Below are 18,179 nucleotides of genomic sequence, written 5' to 3' on the forward strand. Positions count from 1 at the left end.
TTTAAGAATAACTTTTTAACTTCACGATAAACAACCTTTAGTAAAGTTTAAAAATCATTTAATAGTGGTTATGATGATGTTTTACAAGTTAATACTTGTTAGAACTTAACTAACGAGAGTTAATTTCAAATCTCAATTATTGAGTAAAAATTTAGAGGTGAATGCAGCAGATCATAAATTTTTTAATTAGGAATAAGATTTTCTTACTATACCTTTTTTTGCTCTTTATTTCATTCATTTTCACATTTCAATCGCATTCGTACCATCAATCTAAATTTTTAAATTCCTCCAACTATATTACTGGAAGTATATATACATTCTCAGATAATATAACTTCCTATTTTGGATTAAGGGAAGAAAACAACAGGCTGGTAGAGGAAAACAAACGACTTAGGGATAGGCTATTCAACAACGTATTACTATCGCCTTCAAGAATAGATTCTACTTCTGTTAATTATGAAATAATTAGGGGTAGGGCAATTAATAACAGCTATGCCGATCAACGCAATTATATAACTATCAACAAAGGTGAAAACGATAGTATTGCACAAGATATGGGTGTTATAACTGATAAAGGTATTCTTGGCATCGTGGAAAACACGTCAAATAATTTTTCTACCGTGCAGAGTATTTTAAGTGACAAATCTACCATAAACGCTAAAATCAAAAACTCTAACCACTTTGGATCTTTAGTTTGGGAAAACACGACCGATTATAATGTTGTTCAACTAATTGACATTCCAAGATTGGTGCCGTTAACCATTGGCGATACCATTGTAACGGGAGCCATGAGTAGCATTTTCCCGGAGAATATACCTATAGGAACCATTAAAAGTTTTGATTTGGACAATTCTAAAAGTTTCTACTTTATTAATGTAGAACTGTTCAATGATATGACCAATATTGGGACTATATATATCATTAAAAATTTAAATCGCAAAGAAGTTTTAGAACTAGAAGCAGAAACAGAGGCCAATGATCAATAGTACGACATTTTTAATTGTACTCCGATTTATTTTATTGGTATTGGTACAAGTACTAGTATTCAATAAATTGAATTTTTTTGGGTATATAAACCCACTGGTTTACATTCTCTTTCTTTACTGGTATCCTATTAAACAAAATAGAACTACCTTTATACTTCTATGTTTTTTCTTAGGTCTTTGCGTAGATATTTTCTCTGACACACTTGCCATTAACGCAGCAGCCACAGTAACCATAGCCTATTTAAGACCAACCATAATGCGTTTTGTCTTTGGTGTCAATTATGAATTTCAAAGTTTTAAGTTAAACAATAGCACTAAGGCACAACAATTTACGTTTTTAGCGTTATTGATTATAATACATCACTTGGTATACTTCACTTTAGAAATTTTCAGCTTTGCAAATAGCTTGTTAATTTTACAAAAAACAGTCGTAGTGGGTATTTCCACGTTGATATTAGGTATTTTGTTCAGTACGTTATTCAGCACTAAAAAAGAATGAGAAAAATTCTTTTATCATCTATTATCATTGTAATCGCAATTACCTTTTTGGGAAGGCTATCCTATTTGCAAATTTTTAGTTTTTCTGCAGAACAGGTTTTAGAAGACCCCGCAATTAAAGCTATTTATGATTATCCAGAACGTGGCTACATATACGATCGTAATGGTCATCTATTGGTAGGTAATGACCCTGCTTATGACGTCATGGTCATACCAAGAGAAGTAAAGGCTCTGGACACTTTAGAGTTTTGTGGGCTTTTAGGCATAGAAAAAGAGAAATTCGTTGAAAAATTAAGAAAAGCGAGAGTATACTCCCCTAGACTTCCTTCTGTACTTGTACCTCAACTATCAAAACAAGATTATGCTAAGCTCCAAGAGAAAATGCGTAAATACAAAGGTTTCTATATTCAAAAAAGATCTTTACGTTATTACGACACGCCCAGTGCAGCCAATGTTCTTGGGTATATTAGCGAGGTAAACGAAGGAGATCTTGCCGTTAACAAGTATTATGTACAAGGTGAATTAAAAGGCAGAACTGGAGTAGAACGTTATTACGAAGACCTTTTAAGAGGAAGAAAGGGTGTGCAATACATACAAAAAGACAGATTCAATAGAGATATTGGTCCATATAAAAATGGGGAATTAGATACTTTACCTGAACAAGGAAAACAAATTAGTATTACCATTGATAAAACCTTACAAGAGTATGGTGAAACCCTAATGAACGGAAAAAGAGGTGGTATTGTAGCTATAGAACCTGCTACAGGAGAAATTCTCTCCATGATTTCCGGGCCAACATACGACCCTGCTTTATTGGTTGGTAGAGAACGTTCAAAAAACTATACTAAACTTTATAACGACACCATAGCGAACCCTACCTGGGACCGATCCATTCATGCACAGCAACCCCCTGGATCACCATTTAAAACGCTGAACGCACTCATCGCCCTTCAAGAAGGGGTTTTGGATGAGTCTACCACCATTCAGTGTTATCACGGTTTTTATGTGGGCAAGAAAAAAAGAGGCTGTCACTGTGGTGGAGGTTTAAGAAAACTAAATAACGGAATATCTCAATCATGCAACGCTTATTTTGCAGGTGCCTTCAGAAAAATATTCGAAAAATTCGAAACTACGGATGAAGCCATGGATGTGTGGGAAAAACACATGCGAAGCTTTGGTCTAGGCGATTATTTAGGTTACGATTTGCCATTTGGACAAAGAGGTCGTATTCCTAGTAAAGAATATTATGACAAGTGGTATGGGGATAATAGATGGAGTTCGTCTTATATTATCTCAAATTCTATTGGGCAAGGTGAAATATTGGCAACTCCTGTACAATTAGCGAACATGACAGCGGCCATTGCCAACAGAGGGCACTATTTTACACCGCACATTTTAAAGAAAATTGAAGGCAAGGAAATTACAGAACCAAAATTTACCGAAGCAAAGCACACAACGATAGACCCAAAATATTTTGAGCCGGTAGTTCAAGGTATGGCAGATGTTTATGTAAGCGGTACTGCTAGATGGTTACAGATACCAGGAATAGAAGTTGCAGGAAAAACTGGTACGGCGGAAAATTTTACAAAAATAGATGGTGTACGTACCCAATTGACGGACCATTCCGTTTTTGTGGCATTTGCACCTGTAGACGACCCTAAAATTGCCATCGCCGTTTATATTGAAAATGGATACTTTGGCTCTAGATATGCTGGCCACATTGCCACGCTTATGATAGAAAAATACCTTAAAGGGGAAATTTCCAGAAAGGATTTGGAAAAAAGAATGTTGGAAAAAACATTGGAAGCCGAATACGCGAAACCCTACAGTGGGGAGGAGTTCAAAATAAACGAGCGTGTCTGGTAGAAGTATACTCAAAAGAATAGACTGGCTAAGTGTTTTCATCTATTTTGCACTGGTGCTCATTGGCTGGATCAATATATATTCCAGCACCTTTACAGATGACAGTAGTTCTATATTCGACATTGGTACCAGATATGGAAAGCAACTATTTTTCATAGGGGTAAGCCTAGTGACCATTGTTATTATCTTAGCATTGGAGGTCAATTTTTACGAAAGATTTTCTAGTCTCTTCTACCTTATTTCAATGGTTTCCCTACTTGGCTTGTTCGTATTTGGTAAAACCATTGCCGGAGCAACTTCTTGGTATGATCTTGGTTTTTTCAATTTGCAACCCTCTGAGTTGGCTAAAGTGGCCACTGCTTTAGCATTAGCAAAATACTTAAGTGATATACAAACAGATATCAAAAGAAGAAAAGATCAATTTTATGCGTTACTAATTATTATAGTACCCGCATTATTGATTATACCACAACCTGACCCTGGTAGCGCATTGGTATTCTTTGCCTTAATATTTGTCATCTTTAGAGAAGGCTTACCACTCTATTATTTAGTAGTGCTAGTAAGTTTAATTCTCGTATTTGTTATTACCCTAATGTATGGTACGGTTTGGCTTGTAATCGGTATGGTATTATTTACCATAATTTTATTTGCACTAAAAAAGAAAACTTTCAAAATTCCCGTTATACCACTTAGCCTAACGTATGCTGCAGTTATACTTTTCTCTCTTTCGGTAAACTTTGTATTCAACAATGTTTTTGAACAACGCCATAGAGATCGTTTTGGACTATGGTTAAGATTGGAGAAGGATCCAAAAAAATTAGAGCAAATTAGAAAGTCTATCGGATACAATACCTACCAATCTGAAAAAGCAATTGAGTCTGGAGGATTTTTTGGTAAAGGCTTTTTAGAAGGCACAAGAACAAAAGGCGACTTTGTACCTGAACAGGATACAGATTATATTTTTAGTACCGTAGGGGAAGAATGGGGCTTTTTGGGTACAGCTACAGTAATAATTCTGTTCTCGGTGTTGTTCCTAAGATTGATTTCGTTGGCGGAACGTCAAAAAAATGCCTTTGCCCGTATGTACGGTTACGGTGTAATATCTATCCTTTTAATTCATTATTTCATCAACATTGGAATGGTAATAGGTATTTTACCTACTATAGGTATACCCTTGCCTTTCTTTAGTTATGGGGGATCCGGTCTTTTATTCTTTACAATTTTACTTTTTATATTCTTAAGACTGGATACCAATAGATTAAAAGAAGGTTTTTAAAATTTCCAGCCCACCGTACTTTTACTCCCCTCAAAAGCACTTTGTTGATTTTTTGATATTTGGTTAAAAAAATCAATACCCGTAGCTTTTTCAACTTCATCCACAGATACCACAAAATTTCTGAGTGATGTGAATTGGGGTTTATTGGGGATTAAAAAAGAAAGCGTGTATATCTTATCATCTTTTTTTCTGGCAATAATTTTATAAAAATGATCAGGAACATCAATATCCTCTTCCCCTATTTCTTCTAAACCTTTTTCCAATACGCCACCAGTAAATATATACAACGTGCCATATTGTTTTGCCCAACGTCTTGTCTGTTGCTCTAAATCGTTCCAAATACCAGCATTGAACTCCCTATTTTGCGGACTTATATTACTGGTATAAAAGGTTTCATTATAAGCTTGTAGGGAAAACCTACGGTCACCAGCCGGCACCAAATGCCCGCGATCATAGCCAGACCCTTTATAATTACGCCAATCGGCAGATTTTGATGATACAAACGGGTCTTCAATAAAATATGGTCGCTTTCTATCATCATACGTCAAATGACTTTTATCCAACACATAGGCTACCCACTCTGCTTGCTCATATGGTTCATTATAAGACAGGGTAAAAAATGAATGATTTACAATTTCTCCTGTGGTGGACTCGGGTAATAACTCTTTTGGAAAATCATTGGGACCATTATCTGTATCTGTTTTCGAATACGTAGCCGGGGTATAAAAATTATCAAACAACCAAAAACCAACTACGCAAACAAGAATTAGAACGCTATAAATAGTTCTATTTTTATTACGGTATGCCATGCACCAAAATTACCGTAATTTTGTAAGAATCAAAGCAATTTGCCGACCAATAAAGCCAGTATAATAAGTCTAAAACGAAAGGAAATATTATGATGTTAACTTGGAAAGATGTTATTCATTTTTCAGTAAATGGTAATCCTGAACCAGACCAAAGAGTTGAAAAAACCGAACTGGAATGGAAAGATGTACTTACGCCCCAACAATTTAAAATTACTCGTAAAAAAGGAACCGAAGCCCCGCATTCAGGTGCCTTATGTTCTGCGCATGAAGCAGGCAAATATGAATGTATTTGTTGTGCCACACCTTTATTCGATTCAACTATTAAGTTTGAATCCGGTACAGGATGGCCAAGCTTTACGCAACCTATTAAAGAAAACGCCATAAAATATCACAAAGACACCTCTTTTGGAATGATACGGGTAGAGGTTATGTGCAATACTTGCGATGCCCATTTGGGACATGTTTTTCCTGATGGACCTGAACCAAGCGGATTACGGTACTGCATTAATTCTGAATCTATGCAATTAGAAAAGGAGGAAGCTAATGGATAATACTAATTTTGAAGTTGCTACGGTTGGTGGTGGATGTTTTTGGTGTACAGAAGCCGTTTTTCAAGAAGTAAAAGGTGTTCATAAAGTAGTTTCAGGATATACCGGTGGCAAAGCCCCCGGAAGACCTACGTATAGAGAAATCTGTTCCGGTCTTACCGGACATGCAGAGGTTGTACAGATTACTTTTGATCCAGCTGTAATAACATATGAAGATATACTGATTATCTTCATGACCATGCATGACCCCACGACCTTGAATAGACAAGGGGCAGATACCGGAACGCAATATAGATCGGTAATTTACTATCACAATGCCAATCAACAGCAAAAAGCAAATATGGTCTTAAGTGAAATGCAGAAGGTGTATGAAAAGCCCATTGTTACCGAGTTAAGTTCGCTTGGCATATTCTATGATGCAGAAGATTATCATCAAGATTATTATAAAAATAATTCTGAACAAGGATATTGCCAAGTGGTCATTAACCCTAAATTGGCAAAATTAAGGCAGCTACATGCAGATAAGCTGCTGAAATAATACTGTTTTCTGCCTAACGATCATAAATTTCTATTTATCTATAGAAATTTTCCGCTCACCTATGAATGTCAATATTACTTCATAGGTGAGTTTATTTTTGAGATATAGTAACCCTAAAATCTTACTTATTATGAAATCTCAAAAAACATTCTACTATATTGCCCTAGGGCTTTTTGCTATAGCGGTAATTGGCTCTATAATTAACTCCGTCATAAATTTTGATACGGTTTCAGAAACCTTCACTAAACTAGGTTATCCTATATATCTTATTTACATTTTAGGTGTTTGTCAGTTTATTGGTTTAACCATGATTTTGTTGAACAAATCTCACTGGACCTTAGAGTGGGTATACGCAGGTTTTTTCATGAACTACACCTTAGGTGCCTTAGCCCATTTAGCCGTGAAAGATGGTAACGGTGCATCTGCAGTAGTATGTATAGTGCTACTTTTTGTGACCTATATTCAAAGCAGAAAAATTCGAAATAGTAATAATGAATTAGCTGAATTTGGAAAACCACAATTCGCAAAATATATCTAACTCAAAAAAAAAGCCGCTGCATAAATATGTAGCGGCTTTAATAGCTTATTTAACTCTTTAATTCTTAACACTTGCCAATTTGCCTTGCTTAATGTTATTCATTTTTAAATCTTCTAAAACATTTACCGCTTCTTCAACGTAAACGTCTTTGGCTAGATTTTTATGCCATCTATTACGTTTTTCACGTAAAACTGAATCTTTTGTAAATAATTGTTCCTCATATCCTAAAGATTGAAAGGTAAGTTGTGAATCGTAATCCGTTAGCTTTTTAAAATAATCAGATTGTTCTTTATCCTTGTCTTTTTCTTCTTTATAGGTATCATAATTCAATGAAATTTCCGTCTCGTCTTGTTCAGCCTTTAACCATTTGGCATTTTCTTCGATCAATTTAATTTGAGGACTGTTGGCCATACGTTTTTTACTATCGGCAATGGTTTTTTCGTAATCTATATAACCATCCCAAGCTTTATAATCCGCAGGAGTAATCTTATCCCACCCTAATGGATTGGATTGATCTCTTTCGCCTAAATCAATATAACTATATCTATCTGGAACAATGATATCACTTTTTACACCCTCTAATTGTGTAGAACCGCCGTTAATTCTGTAGAACTTTTGGGTCGTAATTTTAATAGCTCCCAAATCTCCATGTTCATTACTACGCAACATATTGTTCAGCGGTATTACATTTTGTACCGTGCCTTTACCAAATGTTTGCTTACTACCAATTACAATTGCTCTTTTGTAATCTTGCATTGCTGCAGCTAAAATTTCAGAGGCCGATGCAGACAATTCATTTACAAGAATAACCAAAGGACCATCCCATTGTATTCTTTCGTCTTTATCATCATAAACATCTTTACCCTTATCTTTAGAACGAACCTGAACAATTGGTCCATCTTTTATAAATAGACCTGCCATTTCAACAACGGTCTTAAGAGATCCACCACCATTATCACGTAAATCCAAAATAAGACCTTCCATGCCTTCTTCCTTTAAACGCTCTACTTCTTTGGCTACATCTGTAGCTGCGTTTCTTTCGCTATAATCATTAAAATCAACATAGAACTTTGGTAAATTAATAATCCCAAATTTCTCTTGTCCCTTAATGATATTAGCAGATTTCGCATATGACTCTTCCAATTCTACAACATCTCTTGTCAATGAAACCACATCTAATGACCCATCTACTTTTCTTACCGTTAAATCTACAACGGTACCTTGTGCACCTTTAATTAATTTGATGGCATCATCTAAACGCATACCAACAATATTAATAGGTTCTTCACCATTTTGACCGACTTTGATAATTTCGTCACCAACTTCTAATCGTTGATCTCTCCAAACTGGTCCGCCAGAAATGATCTCTACAATCTTTGCACCTTCCGGCTTTTTCTGAAGTCTTGCTCCAATACCCTCAAATTTACCAGACATGCTGGTATCAAACTTTTCTTTTTCCTCTGGAGCGAAGTAGAAAGTATGTGGATCAAACTCATCTACTATGGTATTGATGTATTGTACAAACCAATCTTTGCGCTCCAAATCACCAACAAAATCAAAAAACTCATCTAATGTAGTTTCCGTAGATTTTCTAGATTGTTCTTCAGCTTCTTTTGGTGAATGAGCGGTATGATCATGTTCATCGGTACTTTCGATTTCCTTGTTCTCCATGTGAGAAATCTTAGAGTCATAAGTACCCAAAGTAGCATATTTCAACTGCTTTCTCCAACGTTCTTTAAGCTCTTCCCTATTTGCCGCAAAAGGCTCTTCATCATATTTTATACTGATGCTTTCATTTTCGGAATAATCAAAAGGAGTTTCCAAAACCTCTTTATAAATACCCTTTGCATCATTCATACGTTGCATTAATCTTTCATAAACTATATTAAAGAAAGTGATGTCGGTATTTTTAATTTCATCATCAATTTGAAACTTATATTTTTCGAACTCGGCAATATCCGAAGCTAAAAAATATCTTTTGGTAGGATCTATGACATCTATGAAGTCTTCAAATACATGAACGGAAAAATCGTCGTTCAATGCTTTTGGCTCATAGTGCCCCTTTTCAAGTACGTAAGTGATGAGATCCAACAATAATTTATCCTTATCGTCATTTTCAAAATTCTTATTGGTAAAACTGCATGATGCAACTGCCGCTAACATCAATAACAGTACGTAGGCTAAATTTCTTTTCATAAAATTATCTTTTACTTTCCTTTTCAATATCTCCGAATTTGAGGGTTTACAGTAGTGGTAAAAGCCACTTAAACCTCTAAGGTAAAGAAAAAACCATGCCATTTAATGGGCTTGCGATTAATTTTTTGTTAAACGGCCATCGGAACATATCATATTTAAAAACGTATTTTTACTACAGAAAGTATACGCTATGGAAAAACCATTGATTTTAGTTACCAACGATGATGGTATTACCGCACCCGGATTACGCATGCTGATCTCCATCATGAAAAAAATAGGAGATGTCGTGGTCGTTGCACCGGATAGTCCGCAATCTGGTATGGGGCATGCTATTACCTTGGACACCGCCCTATTTTCAAAAAAAATGAAAATAGACTTGGACAATGATGATATTGAAGAATATAGTTGTAGCGGAACACCTGCGGATTGTGTAAAACTGGCATTGCAAGAGCTATTGCCTAAAAAACCCGACATCTGTGTCAGTGGCATAAACCATGGTGCAAATTCTTCTATCAACGTTATTTATTCCGGTACCATGAGTGCGGCCATTGAAGCTGGTATAGAGGGTATTCCCGCTATTGGCTTCTCTCTTTGTGACTATAATTGGGATGCAGATTTTTCCCATGCACAAGATTTTATTGCCACGATCGTTACCCAAGCTTTAGAAAATGGTATTCCTAAAAGAACGGTTTTGAATGTCAATATACCTAAGCTAGAAAAGAAAAAAATAAAAGGCATTAAAGTATGTAGACAAGCAAAGGCAAATTGGAAAGAAAAATTTGACAAACGAACCAACCCCATGGGTAAAGATTATTATTGGCTAACGGGAGAGTTTGAACTTTTGGACAAAGGTGAAGATACAGATGAATGGGCATTGGCCAATGGTTACATCTCAGTAGTACCCACTCAATTTGATTTAACCGCACACCATGTTATTCAGGAATTGAATACTTGGAATTTTTAATTGATAATATTATTTAGAAGCAACACTTTAATGAACATTAAAAAAGAAATTATAATCGGTTTTATTGTAGGTATCATTGCTAATACCATTGGCACTTTATTATACATTCTTTTATTTTCTGATTTGAGTATTACCGAAACATTTCAGGCTGCCGTTACTCAAGAGCATATTGGCAGTCTTTTAGCATTGGGCGCCATTTTAAACTTAATTGCTTTTTTTGGTTTTTTAAAAATCAAAAGAGATCATAGAGCAAAAGGGGTTTTGATCGCTACCATTTTAACCGCTTTTATAATTCTCTATTATAAAATCTTTTAAAATGAAATACTACATTATTGCAGGTGAAGCTTCGGGCGACCTACATGGTTCTAATCTGATCAAAGCGATCATGGCACAAGATGGTGATGCCCAGATCAGATGCTGGGGCGGAGATTTAATGCAACATGCTGGTGGAACATTGGTAAAACATTACAAAGAGCTTGCTTTCATGGGGTTTCTTGAGGTACTCATGAACCTGAACGCTATTTTCAAAAACATTAAGTTCTGTAAACAAGATATTGCGGCATTTCAACCGGATGCTATAATTTTCATTGATTATTCCGGATTTAATTTACGTATTGCCAAATGGGCAAAAGAGCATAATTTCTTGACCAATTACTATATATCTCCTCAAATTTGGGCATCAAGAGAGGGGCGTATCGAAAAAATTAAAGCCACGGTAGACCACATGTATGTAATACTGCCTTTTGAAAAAGAATTTTATGAAAAGAAACATAATTTTCCTGTCAATTTTGTGGGACATCCTTTATTGGACGCCATTGCCAATAGACCAATATTAAATGAAAGTGAGTTCAGGGCACAAAATAGTCTCGCCCTTGAAAAACCAATTATTGCATTACTTCCCGGAAGCAGAAAACAAGAGGTTCAAAAAATGCTCAGTGTAATGCTCTCACTTACTTCTGAATTTGCAGATTATGAATTTGTTATTGCCGGCGCCCCTAGTCTTGATAAAGATTTTTATGCTTCGTTTTTAAAAGATTCCAATGTAAAGTTCATTCAAAATAAAACGTATGATTTACTTACGGTTTCTAAAGCCGCCCTTGTTACCAGCGGTACGGCCACATTGGAAACTGCTTTGTTCAAAGTACCACAAGTAGTCTGCTATAAGGCAAATTGGATCTCTTACCAAATTGCCAAACGCATTATTACTTTAGAGTATATTTCTCTGGTCAATCTTATCATGCAAAAAGAAGTTGTTAAAGAACTTATACAAGATAACCTTACTAAGCAGAATTTAAAAAAAGAGCTCTCCCTTATTTTAAATGGTGAAGCAAGGGCAAAACAACTATCATCTTACAATGAACTTATTAAAAAATTAGGTGGTGCCGGGGCAAGTTTCAATGCTGCTTCTTTGATCATTGAAAATGCTAAAACTGCATAGGTAGATCTATTTTAAAAAATAATTCTATAATTTTGAAGTTACACGTATTACAGTGTATTCCCTAATTTATGCGTAAACTACCCTTCTTAATAATTATTTGTTTTTTAGCCAGTTGTGGTGTTAAAAAAAGTTCCAGTTCTGACAAGGAACGAAGAATCTCTGTTGCCGCCGCAAATAATGAGCGAACGGGTAATACTGAAAAACCTTCTTATCATAAAGAACACAACATAAACCCACCCGCACCGACCAATACAAAAGCAGACGATATTATCAATACCGCTCTTTCATTTGCGGGTACACGATATAAATTTGGTGGCACTACCAAAAAAGGGATGGATTGTTCAGGATTATTATATGTATCTTTTGGAGAGCATGATGTGCAATTGCCACGCACTTCTTTTCATATGGCGGAAGAAGGTCATAGAATAGCCGTAAAGAATATTGAAAAAGGAGATTTACTATTTTTTAAGACCACCCGTGGATCAAAACGAATTAACCACGTAGGTATGGTGGTGGGTACTGATAATGATGAAATAACCTTTATACACGCATCTACTTCAAGAGGTGTTACCGTTTCTTCTTTAAGAGACGGTTTTTGGAACCAAGCCTTTGTAAAAGCCACAAGAATATTATAAAATGAAGCTCTTAGCGTTTATTCCCATTAGATTAACGCTATTACTTATTCTTGGAATTTTAATTGGGAAATTTTCCTCCTTTGATCTGCTCTACTTAGGTATATTTATTGGTGCTCTTTTTGTTCTATTATCCGCCATTTTTTTATTTGAAAAAAACACTAAATCTGTATTTTTTGGAATTGTCTCTGCCTTAATTTTTGTGTTTTTAGGCACATATTGTTACACTAATGCCCAACCTATAAACCACAATAACCATTACACGAAGATCACTTATACCAACAGTGATTTATGGTCTTTGAAAATTAAGGACGTATTAAAGCCCAATCCATTTTCATATCGGTACTATGCAACGGTAAAAGGTATTGGTCAACACCCTACCACTGGAACTATATTAATAAGCATTCCTAAAGATTCTTCTGGACAACGGTTTCATATTGATGATGAATTTGTGACCCGTACGAAGTTAACCGACATATACCCTACCTTAAACCCGCACCAATTTGATTATAAAAACTATCTCAAAAATATTGGTATTTATCATCAAATGCAGATTGAACAACATCATTTTACAATTACCTCTAGGTCAAAGACCACTTTACAAGGCATAGCTTCAAGTCTTCGAAACCATATTATTTCAAAACTTGAAAAAGAAAGTTTTGGTGAAGATGAATTCGGGGTAATTCAAGCGTTGCTATTAGGACAACGATCAGATATTTCCGAAGAGACCTACACCAACTACCAAAAAGCCGGTGCCGTACATATTTTAGCCGTATCTGGACTGCATATAGGTATTTTACTTTTATTAATTCAATTTCTATTGAATCCGCTAAAACAAATTCCTAAAGGCAGAACTATTATCCTATTGTTATCAGTCATATTTTTATGGGCATTTGCCTTTATAGCCGGACTTTCAGCCAGCATAATACGCGCCACCACTATGTATACGTTTGTAGCCTATGCACTGTATTTAAACAGACCTAGCAACACCTTTAACATTTTAGCATTATCCATTCTATTTATCTTATTGTTCATTGATCCCAACCTACTATTTCAAGTAGGGTTTCAAATGAGCTATGCAGTGGTTTTTGCCATCCTCTGGATTTTTCCTATTCTTAGGGATTTGTGGTTTCCAAAAAATAAAGTGGTGCGTTATTTTTGGCAATTACTATGTGTAAGTATAGCCGCTCAACTAGGTGTTCTACCAATTAGTCTGTTCTATTTTCACCAATTTCCCGGTTTGTTCTTTGTTTCCAACTTAATTATCGTACCTGCATTAGGTGTTATTTTAGGCATGGGGATTTTGGTTGTTTTCCTATCTATATTCAACTGGCTTCCCGCTCAATTCGTCTGGCTATACAATAAAATAATTGGGTTTATGAATAACCTTATAGCCTGGGTCGCTCGGCAAGAAAGCTTTATATTCGGTGATATTCCTTTTGATGTGGTGCAGCTGATACTCTCCTTCATAGTTCTAGTCATGGGAGTTCAATTATTTACAAGATTTAATTCTAAAAGAATACTATTGTGTCTTGGCAGTGTACTTTGTTTTCAAGGTTATACGATATATCAAGAAATCAACACAAATGAAAAGGTTGAAGCTATGGTATTGCACAAAACCAAGGAGCGCATAATTTTTAATAGAAATGGAAAAGAATTGACCGTTTTAACAGATAACAATAACCAACCAGACTATTTAATTTCAAGATATAGAACTGCTGAACGCATACATAGCGTTAGTTTTGACACCTTAAAAAACGGTTACCATATTAAAAATAATTCGTTGCTGATTATTGACAGCACCGGTGTTTATCCCCTTTCAACATCCGATAAAATTCTTTTAACACAATCACCAAAAATTAATCTGGACCGATTAATAGATAGCATACGACCTAAAGAAATCATTGCAGATGGCAGTAACTACAAAAGTTATGTTGACCGTTGGAAATTCACTTGTATTAAAAATAAAATCCCTTTCCACTACACAGGTGAAAAGGGAGCTTATTATTTCAAGTAAGGAATACTAATGTACCTTACCCATTAACTTTTTAATGATCGGTGATGCTACCAGTACAATTAACCCTGCACCTATAGCATACTTGGCTATTAATAAAAAGCCATCTGTATATACCGTTAAGGTTTCAAAACCATTTACATCACCATCTGAACTTTCTATAGCCAATTGTTTACCGATGAAGCCAACAATTTGGAATGCAAAGGCAGATGATAAGAACCATACCCCCATAATAAAAGCTATTAACCTTGCAGGAGCTAGATCGGTCATTTTAGACAACCCAACAGGTGACATAAAAAGTTCACCCACAGAAAGCAAGAAATACATTAGCAACAAGTATGTGAACGGTACAAAACCATTTTCATTGGCACTACCGCCACTAATAGCAAGAACGTAAAAACTGATTCCCGCAAAAAGTAATCCCAATCCAAATTTATAAGGTGTTCTAGGGTTCCAATTCTTTTTACTTAACCATGTCCACATCATTGAAATAGGAATAGCCAAAATGATAATAAACATAGAGTTCAACGAATTGGTCTGTGCAGCCGACATAATACCGTCAAGATCAATATTTCTTGCTGCGAACAACGTAATTACACTTCCGGATAGTTCATGGAAACCCCAGAAAATGGTCATAAAAAAGGTAAGTAACACCGCGACAAACAATTCTTTTCTTTCTTTAATATTCGCTTTGAACATTTCGTAAGCCAAGTATGCCAAAACCGCTATACCAATACCTGTAAATATAATATTGACAATATTCTGATCGGCAAACATACCTTCTGTAGCAATTGCCTTATAAGAAGATAATAACAACGCAATCAACGGTGCAGACAACACAGCTAAAACCGGCACAAGAATTCCTTGTTTTACACCAAGTACCTTTTTTTCCAAGACTTGCTCATTTGGAGGTAAACCTCTATCGCCAAATACATTTTTTTGAATTCCGCTCCAAAAAACGATCAACCCGGTCAACATACCTATTCCTGCCAGACCAAAACCATAGTGCCAGCCATATGTTGCGGCCAGCCATCCACATAATAATGGAGCTACCCAGCCCCCAATATTAATACCCATATAAAATATGGTGAACCCAGAATCTTTTTTAGGATCTCCTTTTTCATATAGCGTACCCACAAAAGTAGAAATGTTAGGTTTAAAGAACCCGTTACCCACAATAATGAGAGACAAGGCTAAAAAGAAGGCCATATTGTTTTCTATAGCCAATACAAAATGCCCTATGGACATAAGAATACCGCCCAAAAAAATTGAGTTTCGCATTCCTAAAATCTTATCTGATAATTTGCCACCAATTACGGTAGAGGCGTATACCAATGAACCATAGGAAGAATAAACTGCCGCCGTAGCATAATCTCTTTCTGCCAAGGCTTTGAATATTACGTCTATCATGTAGAGCGTGAGCAGTGCTCGCATTCCGTAAAAGCTAAAACGCTCCCATAATTCTGCAAAGAATAAGTAAAATAAACCCTGTGGGTGCCCAAAAACCTGCTTTTGGTCTGAAAATTCGGTACTTTCAGTCATATTGATGTTAGTTTGATTATAGTTTTTCTTTAATAAAATTGGTCATTTTGTTATAGAGGTGAATTCTTGTATTTCCACCATAAATACCGTGGTTTTTATCCGGATAAATTCCCCAATCGAATTGCTTATCTGCCTGTATCAAAGCCTCGATCATACGCATTGAATTCTGCACATGAACATTATCATCACCAGTACCATGAATAAGTAAGTAATCGCCTTCCAACAAGTGAGGATAGTTAAACGGCGAGTTATCATCATATCCACTTGGATTTTCCTGTGGCGTTTGCATATAACGCTCTGTATATATTGTATCATAAAAAGCCCATGAGGTAACAGGTGCTACCGCAATTGCCATTTCAAAAGTGTCGTTACCCTTTAAAATACAATTTGTGGACATAAAACCACCATAGCTCCAGCCCCATATACCTGTTCTACTTTCGTCAATGTATGGCAACTCGCTTAATTTCTTAGCAGCGGCTATTTGATCTTCTACTTCATATTTACCCAACTCTTTTTGAGTAACCTTCTTGAAATCCCTTCCTTTAAAACCCGTACCACGGCCATCTACACAGGCAACAATATAACCTTCCGCCACCAAACTCTGGTGCCAGTAGTCGTTCGCCCCCATCCAACTGTTAGATACATTTTGAGATCCAGGACCACTATATTGATACATAAACAATGGATATTTCTTAGTTGAATCAAAATCTTTTGGCTTGATCATATACATGTTCAAATCATTGCCATTAATTGAAATTGTAGAAAATTCTTTAGGACTCACAGCATAACTTTCCAGTCTTTGCAACAATTGACCATTATCTTTTATATCCTTTACCTTTTTACCGTTTATTGCCTTATGCAGTGTGTATACAGGTGGTATTTCAGCACTAGAATACGTATTTATAAAATACGTGAAATCTGTACTAAATGAAGCATTGTTGGTTCCTTGGGTAACAGCTAATGCCTTTTTATCATCTCCGCCGCTACTAATATTATATACCCCACGGTTTATTGATCCGTTCTCGGTAGACTGATAGTAAATTTTATCTTCGTTTTGATCGTAACCATAGTATTTGGTAACCTCCCAATCTCCCTTGGTGATCTGACTCATAAGATTACCGTCTTCCCCGTATAGATATATATGATTAAAACCGTCTTTCTCACTGGTCCAAATAAAACTATCATCTTCTAAAAAAGTAAGATTATCGGTGATATCAACATAAGCATCATCTTTCTCTTCCAGTAAAACAGATACTTCATTCTTTTTAGCATTTACGGCATACATTGTTAAATGATCTTGATGCCTGTTCAAGGTTTGAACACTCAACATATCTTTATGGTTCATCCATTTAATTCTTGGTATGTAGTATGCGCTATTTAAATCTACCGCAGCAATATTACCACTAGCCACATCTAAAAGATGTAAGGTAACTTTAGAATTGTTCTCTCCGGCCTTTGGGTATTTAAATACGTGTGGTTGTTGATATAGCTCAGTACCGTAAACATCCATAGAAAATTCGGGCACACTTGTTTCATCAAAACGTAAAAAAGCTATCTTACTTCCATCGGCATTCCATTCGAAAGCTCGTACAAAAGAAAATTCTTCTTCATATACCCAATCTGTTACACCATTTATTATTTGATTCTTAACTCCGTCTTGGGTTATTTGTTTGGTTTCACCACTTTCAATGGTAAAAATATAGAGGTTATTATCCTTCACATAGGCTACTTGGCTACCATCTGGAGAAAACAATGGTTCTTGAATTTTTGATTCACTAACCTTTACTACCTTCTTAGATGCAATTTCATATACATAAAAAACACCCAACCTTGACCTTCTAAAAATGGGTTCTATTTCAGTTGAGAGCAATAATTTTTTTTCATCATCGCTAAAGGTATAAGCTGAAAAGGAAGGTATTTCGGCTAAATCTGCAGAAGATACTACGGTACCTACTTCTTCCAAGGTCTTATAATCATATTTATCTACCGTTGTAGATTGGCTGAACCTGTTTGTATGAAGTACGGTGTATTGAGTACCGTTATTCATGGAACGTAGCGCTTCAAGACCTTCGGTTCTAAAAGCACCTTGATAAATTTCGGAAACTGATATCTTTTTTTCCTGTGCCCAAATAATTACGCTGAAAGAAAGTAAAATCAACGTAAATAAGTGTGTTTTTCGCATAAAAATTTGAATTTTGTTAAATCTCTCAAGTTTACCACTATTTCCTTAAAAAAACACGCTTTACTGAAAAAAAGAAGCTGGTTTTAACGCTTTGCTTAGATAAATTAGATTCAGGTCAATATGCTTATCTTTACCAGCGTAAAATTGGAATCTAT

At 35.6% G+C, this 18,179-nt stretch carries 16 protein-coding genes; 12 read left to right on the forward strand and 4 right to left on the reverse strand.

What is annotated here, in order from left to right; translation table 11 throughout:
• Positions 1-161 precede the first annotated feature (161 nt).
• The 4 genes from mreC to rodA are packed head-to-tail and all read left to right on the forward strand — an operon-like array spanning position 162 to position 4,623.
• Positions 162-986: a rod shape-determining protein MreC gene (gene mreC, locus VBZ51_RS05865; protein ID WP_058105059.1), complete on the forward strand. Its 825-nt coding sequence runs from the start codon at positions 162-164 to the stop codon at positions 984-986.
• Positions 976-1,485 (forward strand): rod shape-determining protein MreD, encoded by a 510-nt coding sequence (gene mreD, locus VBZ51_RS05870; RefSeq protein ID WP_058105058.1) that lies wholly within the window; start codon positions 976-978, stop codon positions 1,483-1,485. The genes mreC and mreD overlap by 11 nt, the downstream gene beginning before the upstream one ends.
• Entirely contained in the window at positions 1,482-3,350 is a 1,869-nt protein-coding gene (gene mrdA / locus VBZ51_RS05875; RefSeq protein WP_416576354.1) for a penicillin-binding protein 2, read from the forward strand. The genes mreD and mrdA overlap by 4 nt, the downstream gene beginning before the upstream one ends.
• A complete protein-coding gene (gene rodA / locus VBZ51_RS05880; RefSeq protein ID WP_416576355.1) occupies positions 3,340-4,623 on the forward strand; it encodes a rod shape-determining protein RodA in 1,284 nt (427 codons plus the stop codon). The genes mrdA and rodA overlap by 11 nt, the downstream gene beginning before the upstream one ends.
• Here rodA and VBZ51_RS05885 read toward each other — a convergent pair.
• Positions 4,620-5,432, reverse strand: a complete 813-nt coding sequence (locus VBZ51_RS05885) for a DNA/RNA non-specific endonuclease (RefSeq protein ID WP_416576356.1) — start codon at positions 5,430-5,432, stop codon at positions 4,620-4,622. The two genes, rodA and VBZ51_RS05885, sit on opposite strands and share 4 nt — an antisense overlap.
• Before the next feature lie 92 nt (positions 5,433-5,524).
• On the opposite strand from VBZ51_RS05885, the gene msrB reads away from it, so the two are divergent.
• From msrB to VBZ51_RS05900, 3 genes are all read left to right on the forward strand, one after another.
• A complete protein-coding gene (gene msrB / locus VBZ51_RS05890; RefSeq protein ID WP_416576735.1) occupies positions 5,525-5,983 on the forward strand; it encodes a peptide-methionine (R)-S-oxide reductase MsrB in 459 nt (152 codons plus the stop codon).
• A complete protein-coding gene (gene msrA / locus VBZ51_RS05895) occupies positions 5,976-6,518 on the forward strand; it encodes a peptide-methionine (S)-S-oxide reductase MsrA (RefSeq protein ID WP_416576357.1) in 543 nt (180 codons plus the stop codon). Before msrB ends, msrA begins: the two co-directional genes overlap by 8 nt.
• Before the next feature lie 130 nt (positions 6,519-6,648).
• Entirely contained in the window at positions 6,649-7,056 is a 408-nt protein-coding gene (locus tag VBZ51_RS05900) for a DoxX family protein (RefSeq protein ID WP_091601616.1), read from the forward strand.
• Positions 7,057-7,113: 57 nt separating this feature from the next.
• Here the strand turns inward: VBZ51_RS05900 and VBZ51_RS05905 are convergent, their stop codons facing one another.
• Positions 7,114-9,252, reverse strand: coding sequence for a carboxy terminal-processing peptidase (locus tag VBZ51_RS05905; protein WP_074674675.1), 2,139 nt, complete (start codon positions 9,250-9,252; stop codon positions 7,114-7,116).
• A 190-nt stretch (positions 9,253-9,442) separates the two neighbouring features.
• On the opposite strand from VBZ51_RS05905, the gene surE reads away from it, so the two are divergent.
• The 5 genes from surE to VBZ51_RS05930 all read left to right on the forward strand — a co-directional run bounded on the left by surE (position 9,443) and on the right by VBZ51_RS05930 (position 14,303).
• Positions 9,443-10,216, forward strand: coding sequence for a 5'/3'-nucleotidase SurE (gene surE, locus VBZ51_RS05910; RefSeq protein WP_058105051.1), 774 nt, complete (start codon positions 9,443-9,445; stop codon positions 10,214-10,216).
• A 30-nt stretch (positions 10,217-10,246) separates the two neighbouring features.
• The gene (locus VBZ51_RS05915) at positions 10,247-10,531 is read left to right on the forward strand and encodes a hypothetical protein (protein ID WP_058105050.1); all 285 of its coding nucleotides are present in this window, start codon (positions 10,247-10,249) and stop codon (positions 10,529-10,531) included.
• A 1-nt stretch (position 10,532) separates the two neighbouring features.
• Complete coding sequence (lpxB, locus tag VBZ51_RS05920; protein WP_416576358.1) at positions 10,533-11,654, forward strand: lipid-A-disaccharide synthase; 1,122 nt, start codon at positions 10,533-10,535, stop codon at positions 11,652-11,654.
• Between the two features lie 68 nt (positions 11,655-11,722).
• The gene (locus VBZ51_RS05925; protein WP_348361013.1) at positions 11,723-12,289 is read left to right on the forward strand and encodes a C40 family peptidase; all 567 of its coding nucleotides are present in this window, start codon (positions 11,723-11,725) and stop codon (positions 12,287-12,289) included.
• 1 nt (position 12,290) lies between these two features.
• Entirely contained in the window at positions 12,291-14,303 is a 2,013-nt protein-coding gene (locus VBZ51_RS05930) for a ComEC/Rec2 family competence protein (RefSeq protein WP_416576359.1), read from the forward strand.
• Positions 14,304-14,309: 6 nt separating this feature from the next.
• On the opposite strand, the gene VBZ51_RS05935 is transcribed toward VBZ51_RS05930, so the two are convergent.
• Together VBZ51_RS05935 and VBZ51_RS05940 are read right to left on the reverse strand one after the other, a co-directional pair.
• Entirely contained in the window at positions 14,310-15,842 is a 1,533-nt protein-coding gene (locus VBZ51_RS05935; protein ID WP_286813820.1) for a peptide MFS transporter, read from the reverse strand.
• A 16-nt stretch (positions 15,843-15,858) separates the two neighbouring features.
• Positions 15,859-18,024, reverse strand: coding sequence for a S9 family peptidase (locus VBZ51_RS05940; protein WP_416576360.1), 2,166 nt, complete (start codon positions 18,022-18,024; stop codon positions 15,859-15,861).
• Positions 18,025-18,179 lie beyond the last annotated feature (155 nt).

The sequence above is a fragment of the Maribacter sp. HS genome, assembly GCF_048059195.1.
In the GTDB taxonomy this organism is placed as follows: Bacteria; Bacteroidota; Bacteroidia; order Flavobacteriales; family Flavobacteriaceae; genus Maribacter; species Maribacter dokdonensis.